The organism is Klebsiella sp. CN_Kp100 (assembly GCF_040065315.1).
Taxonomy (GTDB): Bacteria; Pseudomonadota; Gammaproteobacteria; order Enterobacterales; family Enterobacteriaceae; genus Klebsiella; species Klebsiella oxytoca.
In genome coordinates, this window is sequence record NZ_JBEAIJ010000059.1 from 192,327 (window position 1) to 218,644 (window position 26,318).

At 53.4% G+C, this 26,318-nt stretch carries 25 protein-coding genes and 3 tRNA genes; 8 read left to right on the plus strand and 20 right to left on the minus strand.

All coding sequences use genetic code 11. The features are described from left to right. Positions 1–203 precede the first annotated feature (203 nt). Complete coding sequence (gene argS, locus ABLV12_RS26780) at positions 204–1,937, plus strand: arginine--tRNA ligase (protein WP_049591819.1); 1,734 nt, start codon at positions 204–206, stop codon at positions 1,935–1,937. 76 nt (positions 1,938–2,013) lie between these two features. On the opposite strand, the gene ABLV12_RS26785 is transcribed toward argS, so the two are convergent. Next, positions 2,014–3,153, minus strand: coding sequence for a glycoside hydrolase family 88 protein (locus tag ABLV12_RS26785; protein ID WP_064398752.1), 1,140 nt, complete (start codon positions 3,151–3,153; stop codon positions 2,014–2,016). Between the two features lie 4 nt (positions 3,154–3,157). Beyond that, entirely contained in the window at positions 3,158–4,741 is a 1,584-nt protein-coding gene (locus ABLV12_RS26790) for an MFS transporter (RefSeq protein WP_004103413.1), read from the minus strand. A 76-nt stretch (positions 4,742–4,817) separates the two neighbouring features. Here ABLV12_RS26790 and ABLV12_RS26795 point away from each other — a divergent pair, with 76 nt between their 5' ends. Both ABLV12_RS26795 and uspC read left to right on the plus strand, forming a co-directional pair. Further along, positions 4,818–5,003: a hypothetical protein gene (locus ABLV12_RS26795; protein ID WP_158414345.1), complete on the plus strand. Its 186-nt coding sequence runs from the start codon at positions 4,818–4,820 to the stop codon at positions 5,001–5,003. Positions 5,004–5,106: 103 nt separating this feature from the next. Beyond that, positions 5,107–5,535, plus strand: coding sequence for a universal stress protein UspC (gene uspC, locus ABLV12_RS26800; protein WP_348867483.1), 429 nt, complete (start codon positions 5,107–5,109; stop codon positions 5,533–5,535). Between the two features lie 28 nt (positions 5,536–5,563). On the opposite strand, the gene otsA is transcribed toward uspC, so the two are convergent. The 6 genes from otsA to ABLV12_RS26830 form a co-directional block, all read right to left on the minus strand. Next, positions 5,564–6,988 (minus strand): alpha,alpha-trehalose-phosphate synthase, encoded by a 1,425-nt coding sequence (gene otsA / locus ABLV12_RS26805; protein WP_348867484.1) that lies wholly within the window; start codon positions 6,986–6,988, stop codon positions 5,564–5,566. After that, on the minus strand, positions 6,963–7,766 hold the full coding sequence (gene otsB / locus ABLV12_RS26810) for a trehalose-phosphatase (RefSeq protein ID WP_016808315.1): 804 nt from the start codon (positions 7,764–7,766) through the stop codon (positions 6,963–6,965). Before otsB ends, otsA begins: the two co-directional genes overlap by 26 nt. A gap of 158 nt (positions 7,767–7,924) precedes the next feature. Then, on the minus strand, positions 7,925–8,905 hold the full coding sequence (gene araH, locus ABLV12_RS26815; RefSeq protein WP_348867494.1) for an L-arabinose ABC transporter permease AraH: 981 nt from the start codon (positions 8,903–8,905) through the stop codon (positions 7,925–7,927). 14 nt (positions 8,906–8,919) lie between these two features. Then, positions 8,920–10,434: an L-arabinose ABC transporter ATP-binding protein AraG gene (araG, locus tag ABLV12_RS26820; protein WP_004103427.1), complete on the minus strand. Its 1,515-nt coding sequence runs from the start codon at positions 10,432–10,434 to the stop codon at positions 8,920–8,922. Between the two features lie 61 nt (positions 10,435–10,495). After that, on the minus strand, positions 10,496–11,476 hold the full coding sequence (locus ABLV12_RS26825; protein ID WP_064398751.1) for an arabinose ABC transporter substrate-binding protein: 981 nt from the start codon (positions 11,474–11,476) through the stop codon (positions 10,496–10,498). Positions 11,477–11,764: 288 nt separating this feature from the next. Beyond that, positions 11,765–12,322 (minus strand): DJ-1/PfpI family protein, encoded by a 558-nt coding sequence (locus ABLV12_RS26830; RefSeq protein ID WP_004113816.1) that lies wholly within the window; start codon positions 12,320–12,322, stop codon positions 11,765–11,767. A 548-nt stretch (positions 12,323–12,870) separates the two neighbouring features. Between ABLV12_RS26830 and ABLV12_RS26835 the strand changes: the two genes are divergently transcribed. After that, positions 12,871–13,413 carry a non-heme ferritin-like protein gene (locus ABLV12_RS26835; protein ID WP_023321233.1) on the plus strand — a complete coding sequence of 181 codons (543 nt, stop codon included), beginning with the start codon at positions 12,871–12,873 and terminating at the stop codon, positions 13,411–13,413. 283 nt (positions 13,414–13,696) lie between these two features. Next, positions 13,697–15,208: an MFS transporter gene (locus ABLV12_RS26840; RefSeq protein ID WP_024274409.1), complete on the plus strand. Its 1,512-nt coding sequence runs from the start codon at positions 13,697–13,699 to the stop codon at positions 15,206–15,208. Positions 15,209–15,254: 46 nt separating this feature from the next. Here the strand turns inward: ABLV12_RS26840 and ABLV12_RS26845 are convergent, their stop codons facing one another. Beyond that, positions 15,255–15,506, minus strand: coding sequence for a DUF2766 family protein (locus ABLV12_RS26845; RefSeq protein ID WP_004103438.1), 252 nt, complete (start codon positions 15,504–15,506; stop codon positions 15,255–15,257). 79 nt (positions 15,507–15,585) lie between these two features. Next, on the minus strand, positions 15,586–15,669 hold the full coding sequence (gene azuC / locus ABLV12_RS26850; RefSeq protein WP_014229869.1) for a stress response protein AzuC: 84 nt from the start codon (positions 15,667–15,669) through the stop codon (positions 15,586–15,588). 208 nt (positions 15,670–15,877) lie between these two features. On the opposite strand from azuC, the gene ABLV12_RS26855 reads away from it, so the two are divergent. Beyond that, positions 15,878–17,299, plus strand: a complete 1,422-nt coding sequence (locus ABLV12_RS26855; RefSeq protein WP_064398748.1) for an MFS transporter — start codon at positions 15,878–15,880, stop codon at positions 17,297–17,299. A 49-nt stretch (positions 17,300–17,348) separates the two neighbouring features. Here the strand turns inward: ABLV12_RS26855 and ABLV12_RS26860 are convergent, their stop codons facing one another. Further along, positions 17,349–17,987, minus strand: a complete 639-nt coding sequence (locus ABLV12_RS26860) for an RpiB/LacA/LacB family sugar-phosphate isomerase (RefSeq protein ID WP_004103442.1) — start codon at positions 17,985–17,987, stop codon at positions 17,349–17,351. Positions 17,988–18,406: 419 nt separating this feature from the next. Between ABLV12_RS26860 and ftnA the strand changes: the two genes are divergently transcribed. Beyond that, positions 18,407–18,904 carry a non-heme ferritin gene (gene ftnA / locus ABLV12_RS26865; protein WP_004113821.1) on the plus strand — a complete coding sequence of 166 codons (498 nt, stop codon included), beginning with the start codon at positions 18,407–18,409 and terminating at the stop codon, positions 18,902–18,904. A 37-nt stretch (positions 18,905–18,941) separates the two neighbouring features. On the opposite strand, the gene ABLV12_RS26870 is transcribed toward ftnA, so the two are convergent. Next, positions 18,942–19,181, minus strand: coding sequence for a YecH family metal-binding protein (locus ABLV12_RS26870; protein WP_017145627.1), 240 nt, complete (start codon positions 19,179–19,181; stop codon positions 18,942–18,944). Between the two features lie 195 nt (positions 19,182–19,376). Here ABLV12_RS26870 and tyrP point away from each other — a divergent pair, with 195 nt between their 5' ends. Then, positions 19,377–20,588: a tyrosine transporter TyrP gene (gene tyrP, locus ABLV12_RS26875; protein WP_004103448.1), complete on the plus strand. Its 1,212-nt coding sequence runs from the start codon at positions 19,377–19,379 to the stop codon at positions 20,586–20,588. Between the two features lie 26 nt (positions 20,589–20,614). Here tyrP and ABLV12_RS26880 read toward each other — a convergent pair whose 3' ends face one another. From ABLV12_RS26880 to uvrY, 8 genes are all read right to left on the minus strand, one after another. After that, a complete protein-coding gene (locus ABLV12_RS26880) occupies positions 20,615–21,283 on the minus strand; it encodes a YecA family protein (protein ID WP_023321234.1) in 669 nt (222 codons plus the stop codon). 66 nt (positions 21,284–21,349) lie between these two features. Further along, positions 21,350–22,237: a dihydrodipicolinate synthase family protein gene (locus tag ABLV12_RS26885; RefSeq protein WP_064398741.1), complete on the minus strand. Its 888-nt coding sequence runs from the start codon at positions 22,235–22,237 to the stop codon at positions 21,350–21,352. Positions 22,238–22,436: 199 nt separating this feature from the next. Further along, positions 22,437–22,523 (minus strand) — tRNA-Leu (locus tag ABLV12_RS26890). A 13-nt stretch (positions 22,524–22,536) separates the two neighbouring features. Continuing rightward, a tRNA-Cys gene (locus ABLV12_RS26895) sits at positions 22,537–22,610 on the minus strand. 38 nt (positions 22,611–22,648) lie between these two features. Next, a tRNA-Gly gene (locus ABLV12_RS26900) sits at positions 22,649–22,724 on the minus strand. A gap of 151 nt (positions 22,725–22,875) precedes the next feature. Further along, positions 22,876–23,424, minus strand: a complete 549-nt coding sequence (pgsA, locus tag ABLV12_RS26905) for a CDP-diacylglycerol--glycerol-3-phosphate 3-phosphatidyltransferase (RefSeq protein WP_004113831.1) — start codon at positions 23,422–23,424, stop codon at positions 22,876–22,878. Between the two features lie 57 nt (positions 23,425–23,481). After that, positions 23,482–25,314, minus strand: a complete 1,833-nt coding sequence (gene uvrC, locus ABLV12_RS26910; RefSeq protein ID WP_004113833.1) for an excinuclease ABC subunit UvrC — start codon at positions 25,312–25,314, stop codon at positions 23,482–23,484. Then, positions 25,311–25,967 carry a UvrY/SirA/GacA family response regulator transcription factor gene (gene uvrY / locus ABLV12_RS26915; RefSeq protein ID WP_004122102.1) on the minus strand — a complete coding sequence of 219 codons (657 nt, stop codon included), beginning with the start codon at positions 25,965–25,967 and terminating at the stop codon, positions 25,311–25,313. The genes uvrC and uvrY overlap by 4 nt, the downstream gene beginning before the upstream one ends. Positions 25,968–26,318: the final 351 nt, after the last annotated feature.

Below are 26,318 nucleotides of genomic sequence, written 5' to 3' on the forward strand. Positions count from 1 at the left end.
CGCTAATCTATCGCGTTTTCCGCAGCCGACCAACCGGCAATCGTCGGCGACGTCCGGCGAACGGCTATTCGTTGAGCGCGAGGCTCAGCAACCTCCGTGCGGTGCTGACGCGTGGGTGCAAATGCAGTATACTCCTGCCCTAATTTGTCCACATTCCCGCGCCGCCCCATCAGGGTGACGGCGTGTTAACGTAAGGTGTTTCGGTGAATATTCAGGCTCTTCTCTCAGAAAAAGTCAGTCAGGCCCTGATCGCAGCAGGCGCGTCTGCCGATTGCGAACCTCAGGTCCGCCAGTCAGCAAAAGTCCAGTTCGGCGACTATCAGGCCAACGGCGTGATGGCCGTTGCCAAAAAACTGGGCATGGCGCCGCGACAACTTGCAGAGCAGGTACTGTCTCATCTCGATCTGAGCGGGATTGCCAATAAGGTAGAGATCGCCGGCCCTGGCTTTATTAATATTTTCCTCGATCCGGCCTTCCTCGCGGAAAATGTCAGCAGCGCGCTGAAATCGGAACGTCTGGGCGTGGCTCAGCCGCCGGCACAAACCGTGGTGGTCGATTACTCTGCGCCGAACGTGGCGAAAGAGATGCACGTAGGCCATCTGCGCTCCACCATCATTGGCGATGCCGCGGTGCGTACGCTGGAGTTTCTCGGGCATAAAGTGATCCGCGCTAACCACGTGGGCGACTGGGGTACCCAGTTCGGTATGCTTATCGCGTACCTGGAAAAACAGCAGCAGGAGAACGCCGGTGAAATGGCGCTGGCCGACCTCGAAGGTTTCTATCGTGAAGCGAAAAAACACTACGATGAAGATGAAGCCTTCGCCGAGCGCGCGCGCAGCTACGTCGTTAAGCTGCAGGGCGGCGACGAATATTTCCGCGAAATGTGGCGCAAGCTGGTCGACATCACCATGTCGCAAAACCAGTTAACCTATAACCGCCTGAACGTCACCCTGACCCGCGATGATGTTATGGGCGAAAGCCTTTATAACCCGATGCTGCCGGGTATCGTGGCCGACCTGAAGGACAAAGGGCTGGCGGTAGAAAGCGAAGGCGCGACGGTGGTATTCCTTGATGAGTACAAAAACAAGGAAGGTGAACCGATGGGCGTCATCATCCAGAAGAAGGATGGCGGCTACCTTTACACCACTACCGATATCGCCTGCGCAAAATACCGCTACGAGAATCTGCATGCGGATCGCGTGCTTTACTACATCGACTCTCGCCAGCATCAGCACCTGATGCAGGCGTGGACTATCGTACGTAAAGCCGGCTACGTGCCGGAGTCCGTACCGCTGGAGCACCACATGTTCGGCATGATGCTCGGCAAGGACGGCAAACCGTTCAAAACCCGCGCCGGCGGTACCGTGAAGCTCGCCGACCTGCTGGACGAAGCGCTGGAACGCGCCCGCCGTCTGGTGGCGGAGAAAAACCCGGATATGCCCGCCGATGAACTGGAAAAACTGGCGAACGCGGTCGGGATTGGCGCGGTTAAGTATGCCGACTTGTCAAAAAACCGCACCACTGACTATATCTTCGACTGGGATAACATGCTGGCCTTTGAGGGCAATACCGCGCCTTATATGCAGTATGCCTATACCCGCGTGCTCTCCGTGTTCCGCAAAGCGGATATTGATGAAAGTGCGCTAGTGGCGGCGCCGGTAGTCATCACCGAAGACCGCGAAGCCCAGCTGGCGGCCCGTCTGCTGCAGTTTGAAGAAACCCTTACGGTCGTTGCCCGTGAAGGCACGCCGCACGTTATGTGTTCTTACCTGTACGATCTGGCGGGTCTGTTCTCCGGTTTCTATGAGCACTGCCCGATCCTGAGCGCTGAAAGCGAAGAGACGCGCAACAGCCGCCTGAAACTGGCTCTGCTGACGGCGAAAACGCTGAAGCTGGGTCTTGATACCCTGGGTATCGAAACCGTAGAACGGATGTAATGTGTCGAAAGAACCCGGCTTAACGCCGGGTTTGCCGGGCGGCGGCTGACGCCTCACCCGGCTGTTCTCACCTGATTCAAAAATACTTCCGCAGATACTCCGTCAGACACAGGATCGCCATCGCCTGGCCATACGGCATCGACGTCAGCGGGATGTCGCGATAAAAATCGAGATCCGACCCCATCCCGGTACCGAAGGACGTTTGCAGCAGTTCCCCTTGCGCAGAGATATTCGCCACAATGCCGCGAATCGCTTTTTCCGCAACCTCCGTATACGCCTGACTCACGTAGCGCTTGCGCACCGCCTTGAGGATCCCATACGCAAAACCGGCGGTCGCCGAGGCTTCCAGATAGGAGTCAGGGTCATCAAGTAGCGTATGCCACAGGCCGCTATCGTCCTGACAGCGCGCCAGCGCCGCAATCTGCGTATCCAACACCTGCACCAGGTAACGTCGCACCGCGCTGTGTTCGGGTAAATCCACCAGCTCCAGGAAATCCGGGATCACGATCGTCAGCCAGCTATTGCCGCGCGCCCAGCGGGCGCGAGCGAAATTATGTCGCCCCTCGTAGTTCCAGCCGTGAAACCACAGACCGGACTCGCGGTCCATCAGATTCTGCACGTGCAGCAGAAACTGATACACCGCCTCCTCTACGTATTCGGGGCGATTAAGCAGCTTACCGATTTTCGCCAGCGGCAGAACGGTCATCATCAGCGTGTCGTCCCACATTTGCTGATGATTTTCTTCCGCCAGCGTGATGTGCTGCATGCCGCCAGACTCCGTGCGCGGCATCTCGTTCATCGCCCACTCGGCCCAGCTATCGAGCCAGGGCAGATACGCGGCGTTGCCCGTCTCTTCATAGCGATAAGCGAGGGTGAGAAACGGCGCCATAGTATTGACGTTTTTGGTGGTCGCCCCCTCGGCAAAGCGATCGGCAAACCAGCTATCGATAATATCGCGCATCGCGATATCGCCGGTCTGCTGGTAATACTGCCAGATGCCGTACAGGCCGACGCCGTGAGTCCACTCCCAGCCGTTCCACCCTTTCGTATCAATGATGCGCCCGTCGTCCAGCCGCAGTAAAAATTGCCCGCTTTCATCTTTAATGTTGACCAGATTTTGCGTGACCTTCTGAATCAGCGCCTGCAGTTCATTGCGGGCGATAAAGCGCTCAGGCTGGCGCAGTAGTGGGCTATGTTTGACAGGCCAAACTTTCATATCCTTAACCTCTGTTATATGTCGAATTCATGGCAGAACGCTGTTTCAGCGATGGCGCGGCGGGTTTATTACGATTCAGATAACCAATATTGTTGTTTCCCCACAGGGAGTCGTACGGCATCCCGGCCAGCATCTCGACTACTTCACGATCCTGGGCGCTGGCCAGTTCCGGCTGAGCGCGTCCGGATTCACGCATTTTGAGCGTTTCCGCACGCAGGACGCTGTGGGTTTGCAGATTGAGCTTAAAGCGCAGGGAAACGAGGAAGCCGCAGGCCAGCACCAGCAAAGTGCCGACGCTGAGGATCAGCAGAATGGTATGGCTCACTTCATAAGGCTGCGTTTTCTGCCCGGAGACAAAGCCGGACATCTGCATGATGATCCCTACCAGCATCACCGCACCGGCCTGGGAAGCCTTACGCGTCAGAGTCATAATCCCGGCAAAGATGCCTTCGCGACGCTGGCCGGTGATCACTTCGTCCACGTCGGCAATATACGTATAGGTGTTCCACGGAACATAGTTGATGCCGCCGCGGCCCAGACCCGCCACTGCGGAAATCAGCAGCAGCAGCGAATAAACATCGCTGAGGCCAGCGTAGTACAGCACCGCGTAAGAGAGCGAACTCAGCCCGAACAGCACTACCACCATGCGGTACGATGGCGCCGGACCGAAGCGAATACACAGCGGGATCATCGCAATAACCGCAATAAACTGGAAGATCGCCATGGTCCCCAGCAGGTTGGAGGCCATTGAGGCTTCCTGCATCAGGACAAACACCACATAGTAAGTAAAGACCGCATTGAAGACATCCTGGGCGATATAGCCCCCCAGATACATCCCCAAATGCTGACGGAAAATTTTAATGCGCAGGGTCGAACTTAATTCAATAAACAGGCGATTAAGACTCTGAGACAAGCTCAGGTTCTGTTTCTCCTCTTCGGCGCGCAGCGCAGCCTCGGTCCACTCTTCACGCGGGCGCTCCCAGGTAAAGAACCAGACAAAAGTTAACATCATTGCGCACAGCACCGAGAACACCAGGCTGGCGTAGAAGAAAGAGACGGCGTTGTCTTTGCCGAAGATGGTCAGCAGAATGCCCGGCAGGAAAGAAGCCAGGATCGCCGACATCTGCGCCATAGAAATACGCGCGCCGGAGAATTTGGTTTTCTGTTTAAAATCGTCGGTCATTTCCGGCACCAACGTTTCATACGGCACCAGAATCATGGTATAGACGATGTCAAACAGCAGATAGGTCAGCAGGTAGTACCAGAACCCCATATCCCCTACCCACATAATGGAGTAGCTAAACACGCAAGGGATGCCGAGCAGGATAAAAAACTTACGCCTGCCAAAACGTTTTCCCAGCCAGGTCGAGCCAAAGTTATCCGTCAGAAAGCCCATCAGCGGGCTGATTACCGCATCCAGAACTCTGGCAGTGGCAAAAATGAGCGTCGCCTCGATAGGCGAAAGTCCGCAAAAGGTGGTGTAGAAGTAGAGCAGCCAGGCTGCCGTGAGTGCAGTTGTTCCCGCACCAAGAAAATCGCCCGATCCATAGGCAAGGTAGTTAACCAAACCGATTTTACGTGTTTTCATCGCCGTAAATCCTGTGTCTTTTTTTTGAGAACTCCGAACCGCTTTTTGGCCCATTCCGCCAAAAGGGGGTTGATACATGGCTACAGTAAGAACATGGGAACGGCGTTACCTTTTCATTTTTGCCAGCCAAAAGCGTTCACTGGCAAAAACACAAAGAGTCGATGAACACGCTTCACTGATTTATAAAACAGCGTTTCTTTTAATACAAAAGATCGGACCAAAAACTGAGATGTGGCCACCGAAACGGCGCGTCGTGGAATGAAATTTGGGCGATGTATTTCGCTGCGGATAAACCTTGCGAATGCTAAGGAATGGGAGTAAAGACAATAAGAAAAGGGTTGTTTCGCGTATATCAAGGAGGCTTGATGCCCTACTCACATCTGTTGGTCGCCGTGGCGCCAACCCCGGAAAGCCGGGTCCTCATTCAAAAAGCCGTCTCCATCGCACGTCCGGTCAATGCAAAAGTCAGCCTGATTACGCTGGCGACGGATCCGGAGCTGTATAATCAGTTTGCGGCGCCCATGATGGAAAACTTACGCGAAGTGATGCAGGAGGAGACGCGCGGATTTCTGGCCGAGCTGGCCCGCCACGCCGACTATCCTATAGAGAAAATGACAATCGCCAGCGGCGGAATTGCTTACCACGTGCAGGATTTTTGCCGACAGCATCGCGTTGACCTGGTGATTTGCGGTAACCACAACCAGAGTCTGTTTTCTCGCGCCACCTGTTCGGCAAAAGATATTGTTGGCAGCAGCGGCGTCGATGTGCTGCTGGTATGTCTGGAAAAAGGCTAGCGCCGGGGAGGCGCTAACCGTCTTGGCCTCAGGCGAGTTTAGGGAAAGTGGCGACCTTGCGCTCTAAGTGGCTCTCCTCGCTCCCTGGCTCAATCTCCTTTAGATCGGCAATAAACCGCTCCTGCCAGCGATGAATATCGTTTTCCTTAATCACCGCCAGCATGGCCGAATGGCGGGCAATACGCTCGGCCAGAGGCATGGTTAATGCCTTATCCAGCGCCGCAGCGACCTCATCGCGATCGTAAGGATTAACGATTAAGGCCGTCGGGAGCTCGTTGGCCGCGCCGGCAAACTGCGACAGCACCAGCACGCCCGGATTTTGCGGGTCCTGCGCGGCAACATACTCTTTCGCCACCAGGTTCATACCATCGCGCAGCGGGGTAACCAGACCAACGTCGGAGTAGCGGAAGATTTTCATCAGCAGCTTGCGTTCAAAGTGCTGGTTAAGGTAGTAAAGCGGCGTCCAGCCCAGCTGGCCATACTGGCCATTGATACGGCCGGCTGCGTTTTCCAGCTGATGACGAATATCCTGATAAGCCTGAACGTCCCCGCGTGAAGTCGGCGCAATCTGGGTATAGCGAATCTTGCCGTGATGCTGCGGATAGTTCTCCAGCAGGGCTTCATAAGCAAGAAAACGCTCCGGCAGCCCCTTCGAATAGTCCAGCCGTTCAACGGAAAAGATATTTTGGACGCTTTTGAGCTCGCTCTTCAGCTGCGCCAGCTTCGGCGGCAGCGGCCCTTTTGCGCTGCGCGCAATCTCTTCCGGATCGATACCGATCGGATAAACTTCGGTCTGGAAAGGTTTTCCCCAGGCCACATGCTTTTTGCCGTCGCTCGTCGTCAGGCGGGTTTGCATCGATACGCAATCCAGAAACGCCAGTCGGTCGCTTTCGGTCTGGAAACCCAGTAAATCGTAATCGCAAAGCTGTTCAAGCAGTTCCGCATGCGGCGGTAACGCATTAAACACTTCCGGCGTCGGGAACGGAATATGCAAAAAGAAGCCGATACGATTATTGACGCCGCGCTGGCGCAGTTCGCTGGCCAACGGCAGCAGGTGATAATCGTGGATCCAGACGATATCGTCAGGTTCAATCAGCGGCAGCAGTTTATCCGCCAGGGTCGCATTAACGCGCTGATAGCCCTCCCAGGCTTCACGCTGAAAATCAACCAGGTCAAGACGATAATGGAATGCGGGCCATAAAACGGCATTGGAAAAGCGGTTGTAATATTCGTCGTGATCCTGCTCGCTAAGATTGAAAGAGGCCCAGGTGATATTGCCCTGAGTCACTTTTTTTAACGGCTGTTGGTCGTCACCGATTTCCCCACTCCAGCCGAACCACAAACCTCCGGCTGCTTTTAATGCCCCCATAATCCCCACGGCAAGGCCACCGGCGCTGGCCTTTTTGTCATCCGGCGGGGCAATACGATTAGATACTACGACTAAGCGACTCATAGCCATCTCTCCTGTCGGTTAGCGCATCTGGTTGTTGCCCATGATTCGCGATGTTACTAATCCAAAGATGAACGGCGGGCACGTCAGGCAAACGCCAACGCGCTTGCGTTTCGCCGCCGCCCACTTTGACCGATACGCCATTCAATTGATTCACAACGCTAAAACCAGCTTCATCGGTTAAGTCATCACCAACAAACACCGGCTTGCGTCCTTTGAATGGAGCTTCCTGCATAAAAGCGGCTATCGCTTCACCTTTATTCACTCCACGCGGTTTGATCTCCACCACGCACTTACCCGGCTGCAGGGCCAGAATGGGATGGCGCTGGACGATAGATTGCGCCAGCGCCAGCACCGCTTGCTGCTGCTCCGGCGCCTGTCGATAGTGCAAAGCAAAAGCCATCCCCTTACTTTCCAGTTCGCATCCCGGCAAAGCATCCAGTTCCGTCGTCAACTGCGCAGAGAGCGCCTTCAGAAGTGAATCCGGTAAAGAGACAATATGCGTTTTACCATTGATGTCACGGCGTTCAGCCCCGTGGACACCGGCAAGCGGTAGCCGGTAAGGACGGGTAAGCTCATCCAGCTCAACCATTGAGCGCCCTGAAATCAATGCCACCGCGCCGTTTTGCTGCTGCACAAGCTGGCGCAGCGACTGCAGAACATCGGCTGGAATGACCACCTGATCGGGATGGGGTTTGATACCGGCAAGGGTACCATCGAGGTCAAAGAAAAAAGCGTAGTTTCCGGTTAACGCAGGCGGTACATAAATCTGGTCAGCCACCCTGTTTCCTCCTTATCATGGCCAGCAACATGCTGGGTGTTAAATTATTGTAGCCATGTAAGTATAGACAGTGTGACCAGCATCGCCATTTTTGATAGTCATCGCCAGCGCAACGGGCGCTGGCGAGGGTTTAGGATTAAACTGAAAAGTTGGACGAATTAAACCGCACGCTTCGCTTTCTGTTTATAGCGGTCGAAGATCACCGCAGCCAGCAAAATCACGCCGCGCACAACGTACTGCGAGAACGGCGAAATGTTCAGCAGGTTCATCGCATTCTCCACCGTTCCCAGAATCAGGATCCCGGCTACCACGTAGGAGATCTTGCCGATCCCGCCCTTCAGCGATACGCCCCCGAGCACGCAGGCCGAAATGACAATCAGCTCATAGCCAATGGACGTCATCGGCTGAGCGCTGGTCATACGGGATGCCAGGATAATGCCCGCCGCCGCGGAAACCAGCCCTGAAAGGACGAAAATAATAATTTTCGTCCGCACAACCGGGACGCCGGCCAGACGAGCCGCTTCTTCATTACCCCCTATCGCCAGCGTGTTTCGGCCAAAGGTGGTTTTATTCAGCAGCAGACCGAATACAATCAGGCAGGCAACGGTTAACCAGATAGGCGCAGGCAGACCAAACCAGTTGGCGTAGCCGAGAGTAAAAAAGCGCTCATCTTCAATCCCTACCGCTTTACCGTCGGAGATGATATAGGCAAGACCGCGGACGATCTGCATCGTGGCGAGGGTGGTAATCAGAGCATTAATCTTTAAGCGGGCAATGACAAAACCGTTGACCAGACCGCTCACTGCGCCAAGCAGCAGACCGGCGCCGATGCCAACCCACATGCTTTCAGTCAGATTAATCACCACCGCCGTGGTCACGCCGGCGCAGGCGATAACCGAGGCGACCGACAGATCGAAATCGCCGGACGCCAGGCAAAACAGCATCCCACAGGCGACCATTCCGGACATAGAAATAGCCAACCCCAGACCTTTCATATTAATAAACGAGGCAAAATTGGGCACAAAAATTACGCAGCCAATAAACAGCACCGCGAAAACGACCAGCATGCCGAACTGATCCCAGATACGGGAGAAACTAAAAGCCGACCGGGAAGTACCTGAAGTGGTAACTGATGACATCATAGACTCCTTACTCAGGCGACTGCCTGGCTCACTTTTGGCATGGCAAGGCTCAATGCCTGCTGTTCATTGGCATGTTCATGCAGCAGCTCTCCGGCAATCTCACCCTCGCGCATCACCACGATGCGATCGGCTACGCCGAGAACTTCCGGTAAATCGCTGGAGGCAAAGACCACCGCGACGCCCGATGCCGCTAATGCGTAAATAACGTTATAGATCTCATGCTTAGCGCCCACATCAATGCCGCGCGTGGGCTCGTCAAGCAGGATGACTTTCATCTCCTCCGACAACCAGCGGCCGAGAATCGCCTTTTGCTGATTGCCACCGGAGAGATTCATAATCAGCTGCTCTGCGCCGGGCGTTTTGATATTCAACGATTTAATATGCTGGTCGGCGTTCTGCGCTTCCCAGGCGTTATTGATGACGCAGCCCGCGAGAATGTGCTTGCGGCGGGCGCTGATATTGATGTTGTCGCGGACCGAGTGAACCGGAATAATCCCCTCTGCTTTGCGGTCTTCCGGGCAGAGCATCATCCCGGCCTGAATCGCCTGAGCCGGCTTGCGGATATCAATGGCCTCGCCGTCGATATAAACCTGACCGGCGGTTATTCTGCTGCCGCCGAACAGGCCTTTCATCAGTTCGCTGCGTCCGGCGCCAACCAGCCCAAACAGGCCGACGATTTCTCCGCTACGCACCGAAAGGCTAACGGGTTGCCGTACGCCAGGCGCCTTCACCCGATCGAGGCGCAAACGCTCTTTGCCATATTCACGGGGCTGCCAGCCGTAGATATCGCCCAGCTCGCGACCGACCATCGCCTGTACCAGAGCGTCGTGGTTAACCTCTTGCATATTGTCAAAGGTGCGCACGTAGCGACCATCTTTGAAGACCGTGATGGCGTCACTTAACGCAAAGATCTCTTCCATCCGGTGGGAAACGTAAATGATCACCCGCCCTTCCTGGCGCAGTTCGCGGATGACCCGAAACAGATTGTCGATTTCCCTGGCCGACAGTGAGCTGGTGGGCTCGTCAAAAGCGATGATTTTGGCGTTCCGCGCCAACGCCTTGGCGATCTCCACCATCTGCCACTGGCCAATCGACAAATACTTCAACGGCGTTTCCGGGTCGATATCCAGCCCCAGATGCTGCAGCTGCAGGCCGGCTTCATAATTCAGCAGCGACCGATTCACAATCCCGCCCTTGTGCGGCAATTGGCCGAGGTAGATATTTTCCGCCACGGTCATTTCCGGGATCAGATGCAGCTCCTGATAGATAATCGCCACACCGGCGTTCAGCGCCTCGGTGGTGTGGGTAAAGGTCATCTGCTGGCCTTGGATCTGTAGGCTGCCGGCAGTGGGTACGTAGTTGCCGCTGAGGATTTTGAGCAACGTGGATTTCCCGGCGCCGTTTTCTCCCATCAGGGCATGGACCTGTCCGGCATAGCAGTCAAAGCTAATATCGGACAGCGCTTTAACGCCCGGGAATGTCATGGTGATGCCGTGGAATGAGAGATAAGGGGTAGACTGTTGCATAACGACTCCGCTTTTCTGTACAGGGCCTCTCGCTCAAGGCAAGAGGCCCGGTCAACCGGCCTTACAGCCCTTTTTTAGCCAGCTCTTCTTTAAAATTGTCGCGGGTAATCAGCACCACGTCGGTCACCGCGGTGAATTTTGGCGGTTCGACATCTTTTGTCACCCAGTTATAAAGCATCTCGCTGGTTTTATAGCCGTGAATATCCGGGCTTGGCAGCAGAGAGCCGTAGAAACCGGTGGCCTGCGCTTTAGAGAGTTCGTTCACTGCATCAACGCCATTAATACCGATACCGATAACGTCAGGCGCTTTAAAGCCCTGGCCTTCTGTGGCGCGTACGCCGCCCAGAACGGTATTGTCGTTCATGCCGACGATCAGCCAGTGTTTGACGTTCGGATGCTGAACCAGCATAGAGTTACCGGCATCAAAGGCGCCGGGAATGTCGTTAGATTTCGTTGGCACACGGTAGATTTGTTGCTCCGGGAAACCGGCAGCTTTCAGGGCGTCCATCGATCCGGTAGTGCGACGACGGGCGGTGTCCAGCTCGTCGGAAGTGATGGCCATGACGGCGGTATCCTTCACGTCCCAGCCGCGTTTTTGCATCTCTTTATAGAGCTCCTGCCCCTGACGTGCGCCGATCTCACTGGCCGCCATCATCACCAGCGGTACGCTCTCCATCGGTTTGCCTTTGGCGTTAACGAACTGGTCATCGACGGTAATGACTTTCATATCATAGCCGCGCGCTTTGGCGACTATAGCCGCCCCGAGTTTGGGATCGGGCGTACAGATAACAAAGCCTTTGGCTCCGCTAGCCGCCAGGCTATCAATGGCGTTGAGGGTTTTCTCACCGTCGGGGACGGCAATTTTGATGACGTCGAAACCTAAATCTTTACCGGCCTTATCGGCAAATTTCCACTCTGTTTGAAACCATGGCTCTTCAGGCTGTTTGACCAGAAAACCCAGCTTAAGCGTCTCGGCCATAGCTGATTGTGACATAACTGCGGCGAGACCGATCGCCGCCAGCGCTTTAGTAAATTTGTGCATGGTAAACTCCAGCTTTAATTCGCTTTTATGTAGGGAAAATTAAGAGTTAATTTTTTTATCGGACGCAAAACAAGGCATTAGGAAAGTCTCAATCAAGACTGCCGTTGTTAAAATAGTATTAACCGGAAATTATTTCTCCATACGAGAGCGCAATCACATCGCGGAATTACAGTAATTGCGTACATAAAAACAGCGAAAAATGACATAAAAAAAGCGCTAATTGTCAGACAATTAGCGCAGGCTGTAGCAATATTCTCTATATCATCAGCAGAGTTATCCTTGTCGATATTACCAGCGGCAATAAATATGCTCCGCATGATTGCGTACCGGCACCTCATCCCCCAATAAACGAGCGGCAACGGTAAAAGAAAAATCAAAAACATGGCCTAACCCTTTACCGCTGATCAAATTAGCATCTTCCACTACGGGTTGATCAACATACTCCCCGTCCGCCACGTTCTGCCATAACTCCCCCGAACAGACGTAGCGTCGCCCCCTGAGCAGCCCATTGCCGCCGAGAACCCTTGCGGCTGCCGAACAGATCGGACAGATCAGCATTCCTGCTTTATCGTGGGCCGTAATAAACGCTACGACGTCCTGGCTGGCGGCAAGGTTGACGCTTCCCTGCGGACCGCCGGGCAGAACCACCGCGTCGTACAGCATCCCTGCGCGTTCGGCTAAAGTGCTATCCGCAACCATTGGGATATCGTGGTAGCTCACCACCGCGCGCGATTCGGCGCAGGAGAGAAGCTCCACATTCAGATGCAGACGGCGGAGGATATCAACCACCACAATCGCCTCTCCCTCTTCAAAACCCGACGCCAGTAGCACCGCAACTTTTTTCATTTCAGTCTCCTTTCGTTAGCGTGGTAGTCATAAGCCTTTTACAAAAAAACATCTTTTTTTAAATTATCATCATCTTTTCAGTTACCCAGGCGAAAAGATGAACCAGTGCAGCCTTCGCTTTTATGACGCACGATATCACAAAAAGGAATTTTGAATCGTTATTTTTAAAACACAATTTCAATAAAAAATATTAGAGATACTACCTTTTAATCAGGAAGCCAATAAAAGAGGTGTTAAATCATAAAGTTAATATAAATAACAATGTACTACAGTAAGCGATTACTATTACATTTCCAGCCTGTATAAAGTTAAATCCAGATGTTGTAACATAATGTAAATAACCACCATTGAGAGTTTTCTTAATTCAGATATAGCGCTATTCTATCTTCGTTGAGACAAGAAATTTAATTCCATGGTTCGGGCTTAAGTTCTGAATAGAATTATTCTGAGCTTTTCATCTGCTGGTTTTAATTTCGCAAACTCCTTTGGTCACAATCGCGTCTGGATATGACGCAGGCGCTTCCCGCACAGTAAATAAGGATATTGTTATGGTCGTTCCAGGAATGGTGCAAAAGCTGAATAACCAATTGAATCTTGAGTTCCATACCTCCAACTTGTATCTGCAGTTAAGCGAGTGGTGTATTCAGCAGCGGTTGAACGGTACCGCCACTTTTCTGCGTAATCGAGCGCAATCCAGCATAACGCAGATGATGCGGGTCTTTGATTTTATGAAAAGTTCCGGCGCCTGGCCTGTGGTTAAAGCAGACGAAGCCTGCAGCGCGGAATGCGCCTCTCTTGAAGACCTGTTTAGCAAAACCGTTGCTGATTATCAGCAGCGCAGCAGCATGCTTTCCGGCCTGACGGCAGAGGCGAAGGCGCAAAGCGACGAATCCACCCTACGCTTCCTCGCGCTGCTGGCGAAAGAACAGCAGCTGGATGGCATGCTGCTGGAGACCATTCTGGATGAAGTCCGCTGCGCGGACCAGGCCGGGACCAGCGAACAGCAAACCGATCGTCACCTGCTTGAACTGGTCAGCCAACAGTACGCCAGCGTCATGTCGGCAAATACCGGAGCGCGCGATAAAGCGTAAAAAGAGGCGTGTTTCTGCCTTTAATGCCCTCATCGCCCCTCAGCGAACCAATCTTTTTCGGCGCTTCGGCGCCGTTTTTATTCCTGAAAGGCATTAAAAACTTTTAACCAGATCTCATTCCCGCTCAATCGGAGGAATTAGCAGGGTATTGGTGATCTGGATCACGTTTAAAACCCTGGGTTGATAATATAAAAACAGCGTTTCAAAAATTTAAAACGCGGAGTTTATTTTAATGGCAAGATATACGGCTTCAGCCTCAAACGGGCTGCAGGGAAGACCGATTTTGTTACGCCATCAGTTAGCCTACGGCGGCGGAAATTTGCTGGGAAGCGGCGCACTGGCGATCAGCGGTGCCTGGCTGCTCTATTTTTATACAACCTTCTGTGGGCTGACGCTGATCGAAGCCTCCTTTATTTTCTCAGTCGCCAGCATTATCGACGCGATTAGTAACCCGCTGATGGGCTACCTCACAGATAACTTTGGCAAAACCCGGCTCGGTAAACGCTTTGGCCGCCGTCGCTTCTTTTTATTGATAGGCATTCCGCTAATGATGTTCTACCCGCTGCTGTGGGTAGAAGGTCTCGGTTTCTGGTACTACCTGTGCACCTACGTCGTCTTTGAAATCATTTATACCTCGATTATGGTCCCCTATGAAACATTGGCGACCGAAATGACTGATGATTTCTCACTGCGTTCGAAACTCACCGGTTATAAAGCGATATTCGGCAAACTGGCTAACTTCCTCGCGGCATTTATCCCCGGGCAGTTCATCCTGCTTTATGGCAAAGAATCCGCCACCCCGTTTTTTCTTACCGGACTGACCTACGGTGTCATTCTTATCGTGGCCATCTCCTGTTTGTGGTACTGCAGCTGGGAACGACCGCGCGAAGAGGAAAAAAGCTCGGGGGAGAAAAAGGGGCTACTCAATACGCTGCTTATGCTGGCCAAAGATATGCGCTCAACCTTTTATCTGCGCGTATTCCGTAAACACCTTGGTATGTATCTCTGCGGTTTCGGCGCCGAATGGCTGTTTGCGTCGATCTTCACTTACTTCGTCATCTTCGTGCTGCAACACGATCCGGCGATGGTGGCCGGGCTCAACAGCCTGAACTCAATTCTGCAGCTGGTATCAACGGCCCTGTTTATCGGCCTGTGCGTGAAGAAAGGCTTCAGTAAGCCGTATATTCTGGCGCTGAGCGTGGTCATCTTTGCCGTGCTGCTCTACACCTCGCTGTGGTTCTTCCACCTGCCTTCAAGCCTGGCCACCATCCTGATGTTTGGCATCACGGTGCTGTTCGGTCTCGGCACCGGCGGCGTCTACTACATTCCCTGGACCGTTTACACCTTTTTGGCTGATGTCGATGAAATTTACACCGGCCGCCGTCGCGAGGGGATCTATGCAGGCGCCATGACTTTCTCAGGTAAAATTTTGCGCTCGATTATCGTCTTTACAATGGGAGCTATCCTCAGCTTCTACGGGTTCCAGTCAAAGGCGCACACGCAGCCGGAAAGTGCGGTCACCGCGATTGCGGTGGTATTCTGCGCAGGGGTGATTTTACTGGCGCTGGCAGCCATCGTGTTCAGTAAACAGATGAAGCTCGATCGCAAGGCCCACCTGGTGGTGCTACAGGAAGTCGCGCGCATTAAAGCGGGAGGCAAAATTGCCGACATCGCGCCGGACGTTCGCCTTATCGTGGAAGATTTAGTTGGCCATCGTTATGAAGAGTGCTGGGGCAACAGCAAACTGTTCAAGAATGCGCAGGAGAACGTCATTCAAACCGCCGTGTCCCATTAATCAGCAATAACGCCCCGCTATCGCGTTGATGGCGGGGCTCACGCCGCTAGTGCGCTTCTTCCTGTGGGGTGAATTTCAGCTCAATCAGCGCGATGGCTTTTTGTACCGCCCGCAGCGTCACCGGGTCAGCCGAGGCCGGGTGGCTGGCAAAATCGATGGCTTTCAGCTGGGTAGTCATTTTTTCGCGCACCTCGACAGGGGCGATGATATCGATGACGTCGAGGATCTGCTTGATAACTAACTGGCAGGCAACAACGTCAGAGACCAGTTCGTCGTGTTCGGTAAGATGTTGAGACATTTTTCACTCCTTTTTACAGGAGCGTAATAGTACCCTAATTCCTCGGATATAAAAAAACCTGCCGCAGCAGGTTTTTTTATCAGAACATAGCGCCAGGCGGTACGTCTTTAAAGGTTTTACAGTAGTTTTCGAACATGCTCTTCAGAATTTTGCGCAGTTTCATGGTTGGCTCCATTTTTGTTATGCAGGTGTTAATATCTACACGGCTATAATATGACTTGCATCACAAAAATCAATCTCAATGTGCGATAAATCACGTTTTATTTACAAAATAAATTTAAACATTCAACAAAAGTGAGTTATTTCGGATAGTTAAGAGCTGCGGGCTCCAGGTGAATCCGGGATCGCTTAGCAATGGCAGCGATACAACGATGAGTACAAACATCTCTTCCAGGGACAACCGCTCTTTTTCAGCACCTGCTCTGCTGGTGGCCGGCGCGTTTTTTATGGAGTTCCTCGACGGCACAGTCATCGCCACCGCCCTGCCCGACATGGCGAAAGACTTCGGCGTAACGGCCGTGGATCTCAACATTGGAATTAGCGCCTACCTTATTACCCTTGCGGTGCTGATACCCGCCAGCGGCTGGATCGCCGATCGCTTCGGCGCGCGGAAAATCTTTAGCCTGGCGCTGGCGATTTTTACCCTCGCCTCGGTGTTTTGCGGGTTGTCGACCAATGTCGATGTGTTTGTCGCCATGCGTATTCTTCAGGGAATTGGCGGCGCGCTGATGGTGCCCGTGGGCCGCCTGGCGGTGTTGCGCACCACACCGAAGCATCAGCTGATTAAAGCGATTGCCACTCTGACCTGGCCGGCGCTGGTGGCGCCTATTATTGGCCCACCGTTGGGCGGATTTATCACCAGCTACGCCAGCTGGCACTGGATCTTCTTTATTAACGTGCCGCTCGGGCTTGTGGCGATTGCCCTGGCGCTGCGCATCATCCCGGATATTCGGGAAGAAGAGCGCCGCCCGTTCGATCTTTCCGGTTTTCTTGCGACCTCGGTGGCGATGGTTAGCCTGGTTGCCGCCATGGAGCTTCTCGGCGATCGTCAGCCTCTGGGCTGGCAGACCCTGGCGCTGCTGGCGTTAGGCCTGGGCTGCATGCTTTTCTCGTTACGGCACTTCCGCCGCGCTGAATGGCCGATGGTGCGCCTTGATGCGCTGGAGATCCCCACCTTCAGGGTCACCATGTACGGCGGTTCGCTGTTCCGCTCCTCCATCAGCGCCGTTCCGTTTCTGCTGCCGCTGCTTTTTCAGGTCGGCTTCGGCATGGATCCCTTCCACTCGGGGCTGCTGGTGCTGGCGGTGTTCGTCGGCAACTTCACCATCAAGCCCCTTACAACGCCGCTGATTCGCTGGCTGGGTTTTCGCTGTCTGCTGCTGATCAATGGCGCATTAAACGTATTATCGCTGCTGGCCTGCGCTTTTTTAACCCCGCATACGCCGGTTTGGCTCATCTTTGTAATTCTCTATCTCGGCGGGGTCTTCCGATCGATTCAATTTACCGGCATCAGCACCCTCGCTTTTGCCGATGTTCCTTCCGGACAAATGAGCTATGCCAATACGCTGTTCAGCACCGCATCCCAGCTGGCCGTTGGACTTGGGATAACGCTTGGAGCGATAGGTATTCGTATTGGGGAAGAGTTCAGTGAATGGCTTACGCTTTCTCACCTTCCGGGCATCAGCTTCCGCCTGTCGTTTATCTTTATTGCGCTGATTTGCCTGGTCGGCATGATTGATACTCTGCATCTGACAAAAGATGCGGGTAGCAGCGTGTCGAACAAAAAGAAATAGATAACGAAAAGGCCAGCAGCGCTGGCCTGGCATAGGATGTGTTAATCGATTAACCGATGATCTGGCGAACGAACGCTTCGATCTCTTTATCCTGGCAGTTCTCAAAGAAACACTGCTGGAAGCGAGGGCCGGAAACGGCAGTTTTCACCAGCTCCGGATCGATCGCACGCAGCGTATCCAGATAGTTTTCCTTAACCACCGCGGCTTTGACCGCGTTCAGGATGCCGGCGTTACGCACCTGAGGCTCTTTACGCTCCGGCGGATAGCCTTCGCCTTTGCGGCCGGTGAAGGCTTTTTCAAAGATAAAGCGTACGTTCAGCTCTGCACCCCAGCCAAATCCTTTCGCAAACGGCAGAGACAGCGCGTTACCGTTATTGATCTGCGCAAACAGGAAGGCGTCCGCAGGGTCGATGCAGTAGCCACAAACTACGCCCGGATGAATATTTAACGACATTAGCGCGCCCTGACCAGTGCCGCAGCCGGTAACCACAAAGTCGACCGCCTTCGAATTCAGCAGGATGCTGGCCATAATGCCCAGATGGATATAGGTCAGGTGATGGTCGTTTTCATCGCTCATCCCGACGTTGTAAACCGGGAAGCCCTTCTCGTCAGCAACGGCGTTTAATTCATTGAGGATGATGGCGTTTTTGTTCGCCTGGCTGTTTTCCATCATCAGTGCGATTTTCATGCTTTACTCTCCTGAATGCTGTGCGGGTTTTCCCGCGATAGTTCGTTAGCGTTGCTATGACAATACTACCTTACGAACATACTTTCAATTTTTATGAAAAGTTGTTTTATAAATTACATCTCGCCTCACACTTTTGCCTTCCGTCCTGCCAGGACGCCGCCTCATCCTGAGGCAAGTCGCGTCATCTCAGGCCAGGTCTGTGTGCGGGGGATCGGATTAACACGGCGAAATTTGGCCCAACGGCGAAGTGAACGAAATAAGGAATTAAAACCATTCTCATTATTTTAAAAGTGCCAATGCGTGTTATTCCCATTTGCATTATTAATAAATGAATTTATTAATTTACTTTTTGCAAATAAATTAATAACAAATTATAGTGTGCGCACTAAAACTTATTTCTTTTTTCCCGGAGCAGCCAGATGCTAAAAACTGAAATGATCGATAAGCTTAATGCGCAGATGAATCTTGAACTTTATTCCTCTCTGCTTTATCAGCAAATGAGCGCCTGGTGTAGTTACCACAGCTTTGAAGGCGCGGCGGCGTTTCTTCGTCGCCACGCGCAGGAAGAGATGACTCATATGCAGCGCCTGTTCGACTACCTGACCGATACCGGTAGTCTGCCCTGCATCACGGCTATCGCGTCGCCGTTTGCCGAGTATGCCTCTCTTGACGAGCTATTCCGTGCGACCTACGAACATGAACAGTTAATTACGCAAAAAATTAATGAACTGGCACATGCGGCAATGACCAGTCAGGATTATCCGACGTTTAATTTCCTGCAGTGGTACGTTGCTGAACAGCACGAAGAAGAGAAGCTGTTTAAATCGGTTATTGATAAATTAACCCTCGCAGGTAAAAGCGGCGAAGGTCTGTACTTTATTGATAAAGAGCTGGCAACGCTCGACACGCAAAATTAATTAAGCCGGCAGCGAGGCTCCAGCGCCCGCTGCCGTATTAATGGCGGCAAATTTTACTTTCGTGCGTATTAAACCCTTCTTCAGCGGCAATAAACTTGCCTTTTTTCTGCAAAAACGCCACCAGTTCCGCCGCACTCAGATTTTCCGCCGAGCAGGTGTGGAATCGGGCTTCTTTACCGAAACGCGCGACGATGGCCGCTTCAAGCGTCGCCACGGTGTAAGTTTCGCCTGAGGCGATCATCATTTGCAGCACTTCGTGACCATGAATCGATTGCATATTCTCTCCCGTAAAGCCCGCAGAATATACCAGCCCGGGCGGCGAATTCTTGCGCCAGCGCAGCTTTGAAGCAAACCCTGTGTTACTGTAAAGTTCTCATTACAAAGCCTGTAACCCTCATTTGACGAAGCGACTGATTTCACATACTCTGCGCGGCATAATGAATTGTGAATGCCGTAATGGATAGTGAAAAGCGTGAAGAACCGCACTCTGGGTAGTATTTTAATCGTCGCCGGCACCACCATCGGCGCAGGGATGTTAGCCATGCCGTTGGCATCGGCGGGCGTAGGTTTCGGCGTAACGTTAGCTTTGCTGATAACGCTTTGGGCGCTAATGTGTTATACCGCTTTGCTGCTGCTGGAAGTCTACCAGCACGTGCCGGCCGACATGGGTCTGGGTTCGCTGGCGGCACGCTATCTGGGCCGATACGGGCAATGGGCAACCGGCTTTTGCATGCTGTTTCTGCTTTACGCGCTCACGGCAGCCTATATCAGCGGCGCCGGCGAACTGCTGGCCTCAAGCCTCAATCAGTGGCTGGACTGGACGCTGCCTCCTGCGGCAGGCGTTCTGATCTTTACCGCTATCGGTGGGACGGTCGTCTGCATCGGGACTTCGCTGGTCGATCTTTTTAACCGCTTTTTATTCAGCGCAAAGATTATTTTCCTCGCCATCATGCTCGCGCTTCTGCTGCCGCACATTCACCAGATAAACCTGCTGACTCTGCCGCTACAGCAGGGGCTGGCGCTGTCGGCCATTCCGGTGATTTTTACTTCCTTTGGTTTTCACGGCAGCATACCCAGTATTGTGAGCTACCTGGGCGGCGATATTCGCAAGCTGCGCCGGGTATTTATCATCGGAAGCTTTATTCCTCTGGTCGCCTATATTTTCTGGCAGCTGGCGACGCTGGGCAGCATTGACTCTCCTGCGTTTACCGCGCTGCTGGCGCAGAATGCCGGGCTCAATGGCCTGCTGGAGGCCATCCGTGAAGTGGTGGCATCGTCGCACGTTGAGCTGGCGGTCCATCTGTTCGCCGACCTGGCGCTGGCGACATCATTTCTCGGCGTGGCGCTTGGGTTGTTCGACTATCTGGCCGATCTGTTTCAACGCCAGAACAGCGCCGGTGGCCGGCTACAGAGCGGTCTGATTACCTTTTTGCCTCCGCTGGCCTTCGCGCTATTTTATCCGCGTGGCTTCGTGATGGCGTTAGGCTATGCGGGCGTTGCGCTTGCCGTGCTCGCGCTCATGCTGCCTTCGCTGCTGGTAATGAAGAGCCGCCAACAGCACCCTGATGCCCCGTGGCGGGTCGCAGGCGGTTCAGCGGCGCTGTGGCTTGTCCTGCTCTGCGGGATCGCTATCGTAGTGATTCAGTTTGCGATAGTCGCAGGATTACTGCCGGCGGTGGGATAAAAAAGGGGCCAATTCGGCCCCTGATGTTACTTCGTTAAACAGCACTGCTTATATTTCTTACCGCTGCCGCACGGGCAAGGATCGTTGCGCCCAATCTTGCTCTCATTCCTGATGGGCTGTTGAACTTGTGCAGGCTGAGCGTGCTCAGTCCAGTAGTTGTAAAGCGCCAGGGCCGCAGGACGAATTCGCTCAACGCTGGCGATAAACTCTTCCGCGGATAGTTCATCCAGCGCCTCGAAGCGCTCTTCGGTACCGTGCAGAGCGATGGCGTCCAGCTCTGCCTGCAGCTCGGCAGGCAGAGCTGACCAGTCGCTTAATCCCACGCCGCGCATATAGCCAAAGCACCACTCCTCAACAATGGTGAGCTCCTGCCCCTCCTCTTCCCGGCTGCCGAACATCGGTTCGAACTGATCGGGATAGTCGCTTAAACGCTCGGCAATATCGCTCATATGCTGCAGCGTCAGGTTGACGAAGCGATCCCGCTCGCGATCGTTGGCCCAGCGCGGCACATTATCCGCTCCGCCCCAGATAGCAATCAGCCACTGCGCGGGCTCAATCTCGGTCGGCCCGGAGAGTATGGCCGTCAGTAGGCCATCCAGTTCAGCAACATCCATGATGGTGCCTTCTACCGCGTATTTCGACAGGATATCATCCAGCCATTCCACTTCGCTTTCGTTCAGGGGTCCAGTTTTCATAAACAGGCTCATCGTCGTAAAAAATGGCGCTTACAGTAGCGGAAATAGCGAAAGAAAACTACCCGGCTACAGGAGCTTCAGCGTGCGAAGTGTTTCCGCAATTTCGCTAAAGGCATCCGACGAAAGCGGAAGCAGCGGTCGCGGTAAGCAATCCTCCCCACACAGCCCGAGGATACTTGCCGCTGCGGCGGTCACTCGCAGGCTGCCACCATATTTACTGAATAACATCCACAGCGGCGCGAGCCTGGCGCTGATTGCCGTCGCCTGCTCAGCGTCCCCTCGCGCTGCCGCCGCGGTTATCTCTTTGGCGACCTGCGGGAAAAGGCCGCCGCACACCGAATACCAGACTTCGCAGCCGGCATTCAGGCCATCGGCCGCGCAGGCGTCCCCGCTAATGCCAATACTCACCCCTGCCGGTAGCTGGCGCCGCAGGCTCTGAATCCGGCGGACGGTTTCATTTTTCGCGGGGCCGGGGATTTTAATTGAGGCGATCCCGGGTAGCGCGGCGATCGCGCCTTTAAGTTCATCCGAAGTCGTCACATGCGTGGTAACGGGATTGTCGTAAACGCAGACGGGGACGGAGACCTGTTGGGTGACGGTCTGGTAAAAAGTCAAAATCTCCTCGTCTGTCAGGGGTTGATAAGCCATTACTGGCAGAAGCAGCGCGCCGGCGCCTGCCATCTGCGCGTCTTCAGCCAGACGGAGAACCTGATCGGTCCCCAGCGCCCCTATGCCGACCATCAACGGAATGGGTCCGGCATGCGATTTTGCCTGGCGCACCACCTGCATTCTCTGCTCACGGCTAAGCCAGGCATAGCTTCCGGTGGAGCCAAGTACGCCGAGGGAATCGACCTCAGATTCGACGAGACGAGTGACAATTCGGGCAAATGCCGATTCATCAACGCCATGTGGATGTAACGGAGTCAGAGGAAAAGCGCAGAGGCCAGTAAACATTTCATCCCCACTTATTGAGATAATGATTGAGTGCTGGCAGATAATAGCAACAGAAAAGTATTTTGTCCTATGACAAAATGTACCCGACGATCGCGAGGTAGCGCTGAAGCGGTTTTTCATAAGGGACAAAAACAAAAAAACCACCCGTAGGTGGTTTCACGACACTGCTTATTGCTTTGATTATTCTGTTTTATCCCAATGGTACCCGGAGCGGGACTTGAACCCGCACAGCGCGAACGCCGAGGGATTTTAAATCCCTTGTGTCTACCGATTCCACCATCCGGGCTCGGGATAGAAATTGGAGGCGCGTTCCGGAGTCGAACCGGACTAGACGGATTTGCAATCCGCTACATAACCGCTTTGCTAACGCGCCTTAATGCTTTAACACCCGCAACTGCCGATGTCTTAAACTGGAGCGGGAAACGAGACTCGAACTCGCGACCCCGACCTTGGCAAGGTCGTGCTCTACCAACTGAGCTATTCCCGCATCATCAAGCTAATTTGCTAATTAGTTGATTTTGTTATCGTCTGCCAGACTGTGCTGCCGTTCGATGCGATGCATTCTACTTACCTGGCGCAATGAGTCAACGATATTTTTCAAAACCTTGTGTTGTTTGCTGAAAATTGCGCCGAAACGATCACTGATCAAGCAAATCCCCGCGCGCGGCGTTCAGATATTGCAGCATCGACCACAGCGTCAGCACCGCCGCCACGAGGAATAGCCCTATCCCCGCCCATTCAACCCAGATATTTGGCCGCCACAGCATCCACACCAGCGCCGCCATCTGGGCCGTTGTTTTTACTTTACCAATCCATGATACCGCTACGCTGCTGCGCTTACCCAGTTCAGCCATCCACTCGCGCAGCGCGGAGATGATGATTTCGCGCGCGATCATCGTAGCGGCCGGTAACGTTACCCACCAGGTATGATAATGCTCGGCCACCAGCACCATCGCAATCGCCACCATGACTTTGTCCGCAACCGGATCAAGGAAAGCGCCGAAACGAGTGCTCTGATTCCAGCGACGCGCCAGGTAGCCATCAAACCAGTCGGTCACCGCCGCGATGAAGAAAATCAGCGCGCAGGCAAAAGGAGCCCAGCTAAACGGGAGATAAAACGCCAGTACAAAGAATGGAATAAGAATGACGCGAAACAGAGTAAGCAACGTAGGGATATTAAATTGCATGGTAACGGGTAACTATCTGTTGTAAGTAAAAATTAGCCCTATGTTGCTACAGAGCCCCTAATGTTTCAACGAGTAGAAGATCTTTTCTGCCAGACCGTGAGATATACCCGGTACTTTCGCAATCTCTTCGACGCTGGCCTTCTGCAGTCCCTGCAGACCACCCATATATTTCAGCAGCATCTGTCGGCGTTTTGGCCCCACCCCTTCGATGGTTTCCAGCGTGCTGGTGCTTTTTACTTTTGCCCGTTTTTTACGGTGGCCGGTAATGGCGTGATCGTGCGACTCGTCGCGAATATGCTGTATGACATGCAGCGCGGGGGAATCCGGCGGCAGGCTAAAGCCCTCGCCTTCCGGTTCGAAAAACAACGTCTCCAGGCCCGCTTTGCGATCGCTGCCTTTTGCCACGCCTAATAACAGCGGATGACTTTTATCCCACGGCACGTCCAGCTCGGCAAAGACCGTTTTCGCCTGGCCAAGCTGGCCTTTACCGCCGTCGATCAGGATGACATCGGGGATCTTACTCTCTTCTATTGCCTTGCCGTAGCGACGACGAAGTACCTGATTCATCGCCGCATAATCGTCCCCGGGCGTGATGCCAGTGATATTGTAGCGGCGATATTCCGCACGCAGCGGTCCGTTGCTATCGAAAACCACGCACGACGCGACGGTCTGTTCGCCCATCGTATGGCTGATATCAAAACATTCCATCCGATTGACGGCGGGGAGTTTGAGTAGCGTCGCGAGCGCCTGCAGGCGCTGAGTTATCGTTGAATGCTGAGAAAGCCTGGTGGTCAGCGCCGTCGCGGCGTTAGTCCGCGCCAGTTTCAGATAGCGGGCGCGATCGCCGCGAGGTTTGGTCTGTACGTTAACCCGGCGTCCGGCCAGTTCTGAGAGCGAATCCGCCAGCAGGGTTTTGTCGCCGAGGTTGAAATCCAGCAGGATCTCGCTCGGCAGCGTCCGCATCTGGCTGCCCTGTAAATAGAACTGCCCGACAAACGTTTCCACCACTTCACCCAGTTCGGTACCATTCGGCACTTTGGGGAAATAGCTGCGGCTGCCAAGGACTTTCCCCTGGCGTATAAACAGCACGTGGACGCATGCCATTCCGGCATCAAACGACACGCCGATAACATCGAGATCGTCCCCGGTATTGGAGACGAACTGCTTCTCCGTTACCCGACGGACGGCTTGAATCTGGTCGCGGATCCGCGCAGCCTCTTCAAACTCCAGCGCCTGGCTGGCTTTTTCCATGCGGGCAATCAGCTGAGTCAGTACCTGATCGTCTTTACCCGCCAGGAACAGGCGTACGTAGTCGACCTGCTGAGCATACTCTTCCTCACTCACCAGCCCGGCAACGCATGGCCCGAGACAACGGCCAATTTGGTACTGCAGGCACGGCCGCGAGCGGTTGCGATAAACGCTGTTTTCGCACTGGCGGACAGGAAAGATCTTTTGCAGCAGCGCTAACGTCTCGCGAACGGCGTAGCCGTTGGGGAACGGACCGAAATATTCGCCTTTCGCATGCTTGGCTCCACGATGCGTCGCCAGGCGGGGATGCGTATCGCCGCTAAGAAAAATAAAGGGGTAGGATTTATCATCGCGCAGCAGCACGTTATAGCGCGGCTGATAAAGCTTAATATAGTTATGCTCAAGCAGCAGCGCTTCCGTTTCGGTGTGGGTCACGGTAACGTCAATCTGGGCAATAAGCGCCACCAGCGCTTCGGTTTTACGCGAAGCCAGGTTGCTGCGAAAATAGCTGCTAAGCCGCTTTTTCAGATCTTTTGCTTTGCCTACATAGATAACAGTACCGCCAGCATCATACATACGATAGACGCCCGGCTGGCTGGTTACGGTTTTCAGGAAAGCTTTTGCATCAAAAACATCACTCACTGACTTGCTAACGACTCCGCATTGCACAGGCCATGGCGAATTGCCAGGTGCGTCAGCTCCACATCGCCGTGAATGTTCAATTTACTGAACATGCGATAGCGGTAGCTGTTCACGGTCTTGGGACTCAGATTTAACTGCTCTGATATCTCGTTGACCTTCTGACCTTTAGTAATCATTAGCATAATCTGCAATTCTCGCTCAGACAAACTGGCAAACGGCGATTCGGCCTTTTCCGGTTCAATCTGGCTGAGCGCCATCTGCTGAGCGATATCGGATGCGATATAACGCTGACCCGAAGCCACGCAACGAATCGCATTGACTACCTCCTGCGGCGCAGCGCCTTTACTGAGGTAGCCAGCGGCGCCGGCCTGCATGACTTTCGCCGGCAGCGGATTTTCCGTATGCACGGTCAGCATAATCACTTTGGCATCAGCAACGGAACGGGCAATTTTTCGCGTAGCCTCAAGGCCGCCGATTCCCGGCATGTTCATATCCATCAGGACTACATCAACGGGATTTGCGCGGCACCATTTCACGGCATCCTCACCGCAGCAGGCCTCGCCGGCAACTTTAATCCCTTTTATATCTTCCAGAATGCGTCGTATCCCTGCGCGCACTAGTTCGTGGTCATCAACAAGAAGGACGTTGATCAAAGGAATATTCTCCAGAATTAGGGATAACGCCACTGATAGCTTATCTCCTACATATTACCGGGTTTTAGCGTAACTTTAAAAGTCAAAAAATGTCCTGGAAAAGATTTCTTAGGCAATTATGGAAATCTGCCTGCACACCTGCTGGAAAGCCATACTTAACATAGAGTTGCGAAACGGTTGTTTTTTAACATTCATCACACAGATTACGTAAAAACACAACACTCTGCGTAGATGAGAAATATGCGCCTGAATATGTAACAAATATTAACAGTGAAACGGCGTCATGGAAAAAATTAAGCTGCTTACATCTCATGATTACGTATTATTCAGCCAATTAAAACATTCACCATT

What these genes read in the sequence shown, in the direction of transcription:
- pgsA (WP_004113831.1), bottom strand. Translation starts at nt 23,424, where the DNA reads ATGCAATTTAATATCCCTACGTTGCTTACTCTGTTTCGCGTCATTCTT.
- ABLV12_RS26855 (WP_064398748.1), top strand. Translation starts at nt 15,878, where the DNA reads ATGAGTACAAACATCTCTTCCAGGGACAACCGCTCTTTTTCAGCACCT.
- ABLV12_RS26870 (WP_017145627.1), bottom strand. Translation starts at nt 19,181, where the DNA reads ATGCAATCGATTCATGGTCACGAAGTGCTGCAAATGATGATCGCCTCA.
- araH (WP_348867494.1), bottom strand. Translation starts at nt 8,905, where the DNA reads ATGTCATCAGTTACCACTTCAGGTACTTCCCGGTCGGCTTTTAGTTTC.
- ABLV12_RS26795 (WP_158414345.1), top strand. Translation starts at nt 4,818, where the DNA reads ATGGCTACAGTAAGAACATGGGAACGGCGTTACCTTTTCATTTTTGCC.
- ABLV12_RS26885 (WP_064398741.1), bottom strand. Translation starts at nt 22,237, where the DNA reads ATGTTTACTGGCCTCTGCGCTTTTCCTCTGACTCCGTTACATCCACAT.
- ABLV12_RS26860 (WP_004103442.1), bottom strand. Translation starts at nt 17,987, where the DNA reads ATGAAAATCGCACTGATGATGGAAAACAGCCAGGCGAACAAAAACGCC.
- ABLV12_RS26790 (WP_004103413.1), bottom strand. Translation starts at nt 4,741, where the DNA reads ATGAAAACACGTAAAATCGGTTTGGTTAACTACCTTGCCTATGGATCG.
- ABLV12_RS26785 (WP_064398752.1), bottom strand. Translation starts at nt 3,153, where the DNA reads ATGAAAGTTTGGCCTGTCAAACATAGCCCACTACTGCGCCAGCCTGAG.
- ABLV12_RS26880 (WP_023321234.1), bottom strand. Translation starts at nt 21,283, where the DNA reads ATGAAAACTGGACCCCTGAACGAAAGCGAAGTGGAATGGCTGGATGAT.
- ABLV12_RS26845 (WP_004103438.1), bottom strand. Translation starts at nt 15,506, where the DNA reads ATGTCTCAACATCTTACCGAACACGACGAACTGGTCTCTGACGTTGTT.
- araG (WP_004103427.1), bottom strand. Translation starts at nt 10,434, where the DNA reads ATGCAACAGTCTACCCCTTATCTCTCATTCCACGGCATCACCATGACA.
- ABLV12_RS26825 (WP_064398751.1), bottom strand. Translation starts at nt 11,476, where the DNA reads ATGCACAAATTTACTAAAGCGCTGGCGGCGATCGGTCTCGCCGCAGTT.
- uspC (WP_348867483.1), top strand. Translation starts at nt 5,107, where the DNA reads ATGCCCTACTCACATCTGTTGGTCGCCGTGGCGCCAACCCCGGAAAGC.
- otsA (WP_348867484.1), bottom strand. Translation starts at nt 6,988, where the DNA reads ATGAGTCGCTTAGTCGTAGTATCTAATCGTATTGCCCCGCCGGATGAC.
- azuC (WP_014229869.1), bottom strand. Translation starts at nt 15,669, where the DNA reads ATGAAACTGCGCAAAATTCTGAAGAGCATGTTCGAAAACTACTGTAAA.
- ABLV12_RS26835 (WP_023321233.1), top strand. Translation starts at nt 12,871, where the DNA reads ATGGTCGTTCCAGGAATGGTGCAAAAGCTGAATAACCAATTGAATCTT.
- ABLV12_RS26830 (WP_004113816.1), bottom strand. Translation starts at nt 12,322, where the DNA reads ATGAAAAAAGTTGCGGTGCTACTGGCGTCGGGTTTTGAAGAGGGAGAG.
- ftnA (WP_004113821.1), top strand. Translation starts at nt 18,407, where the DNA reads ATGCTAAAAACTGAAATGATCGATAAGCTTAATGCGCAGATGAATCTT.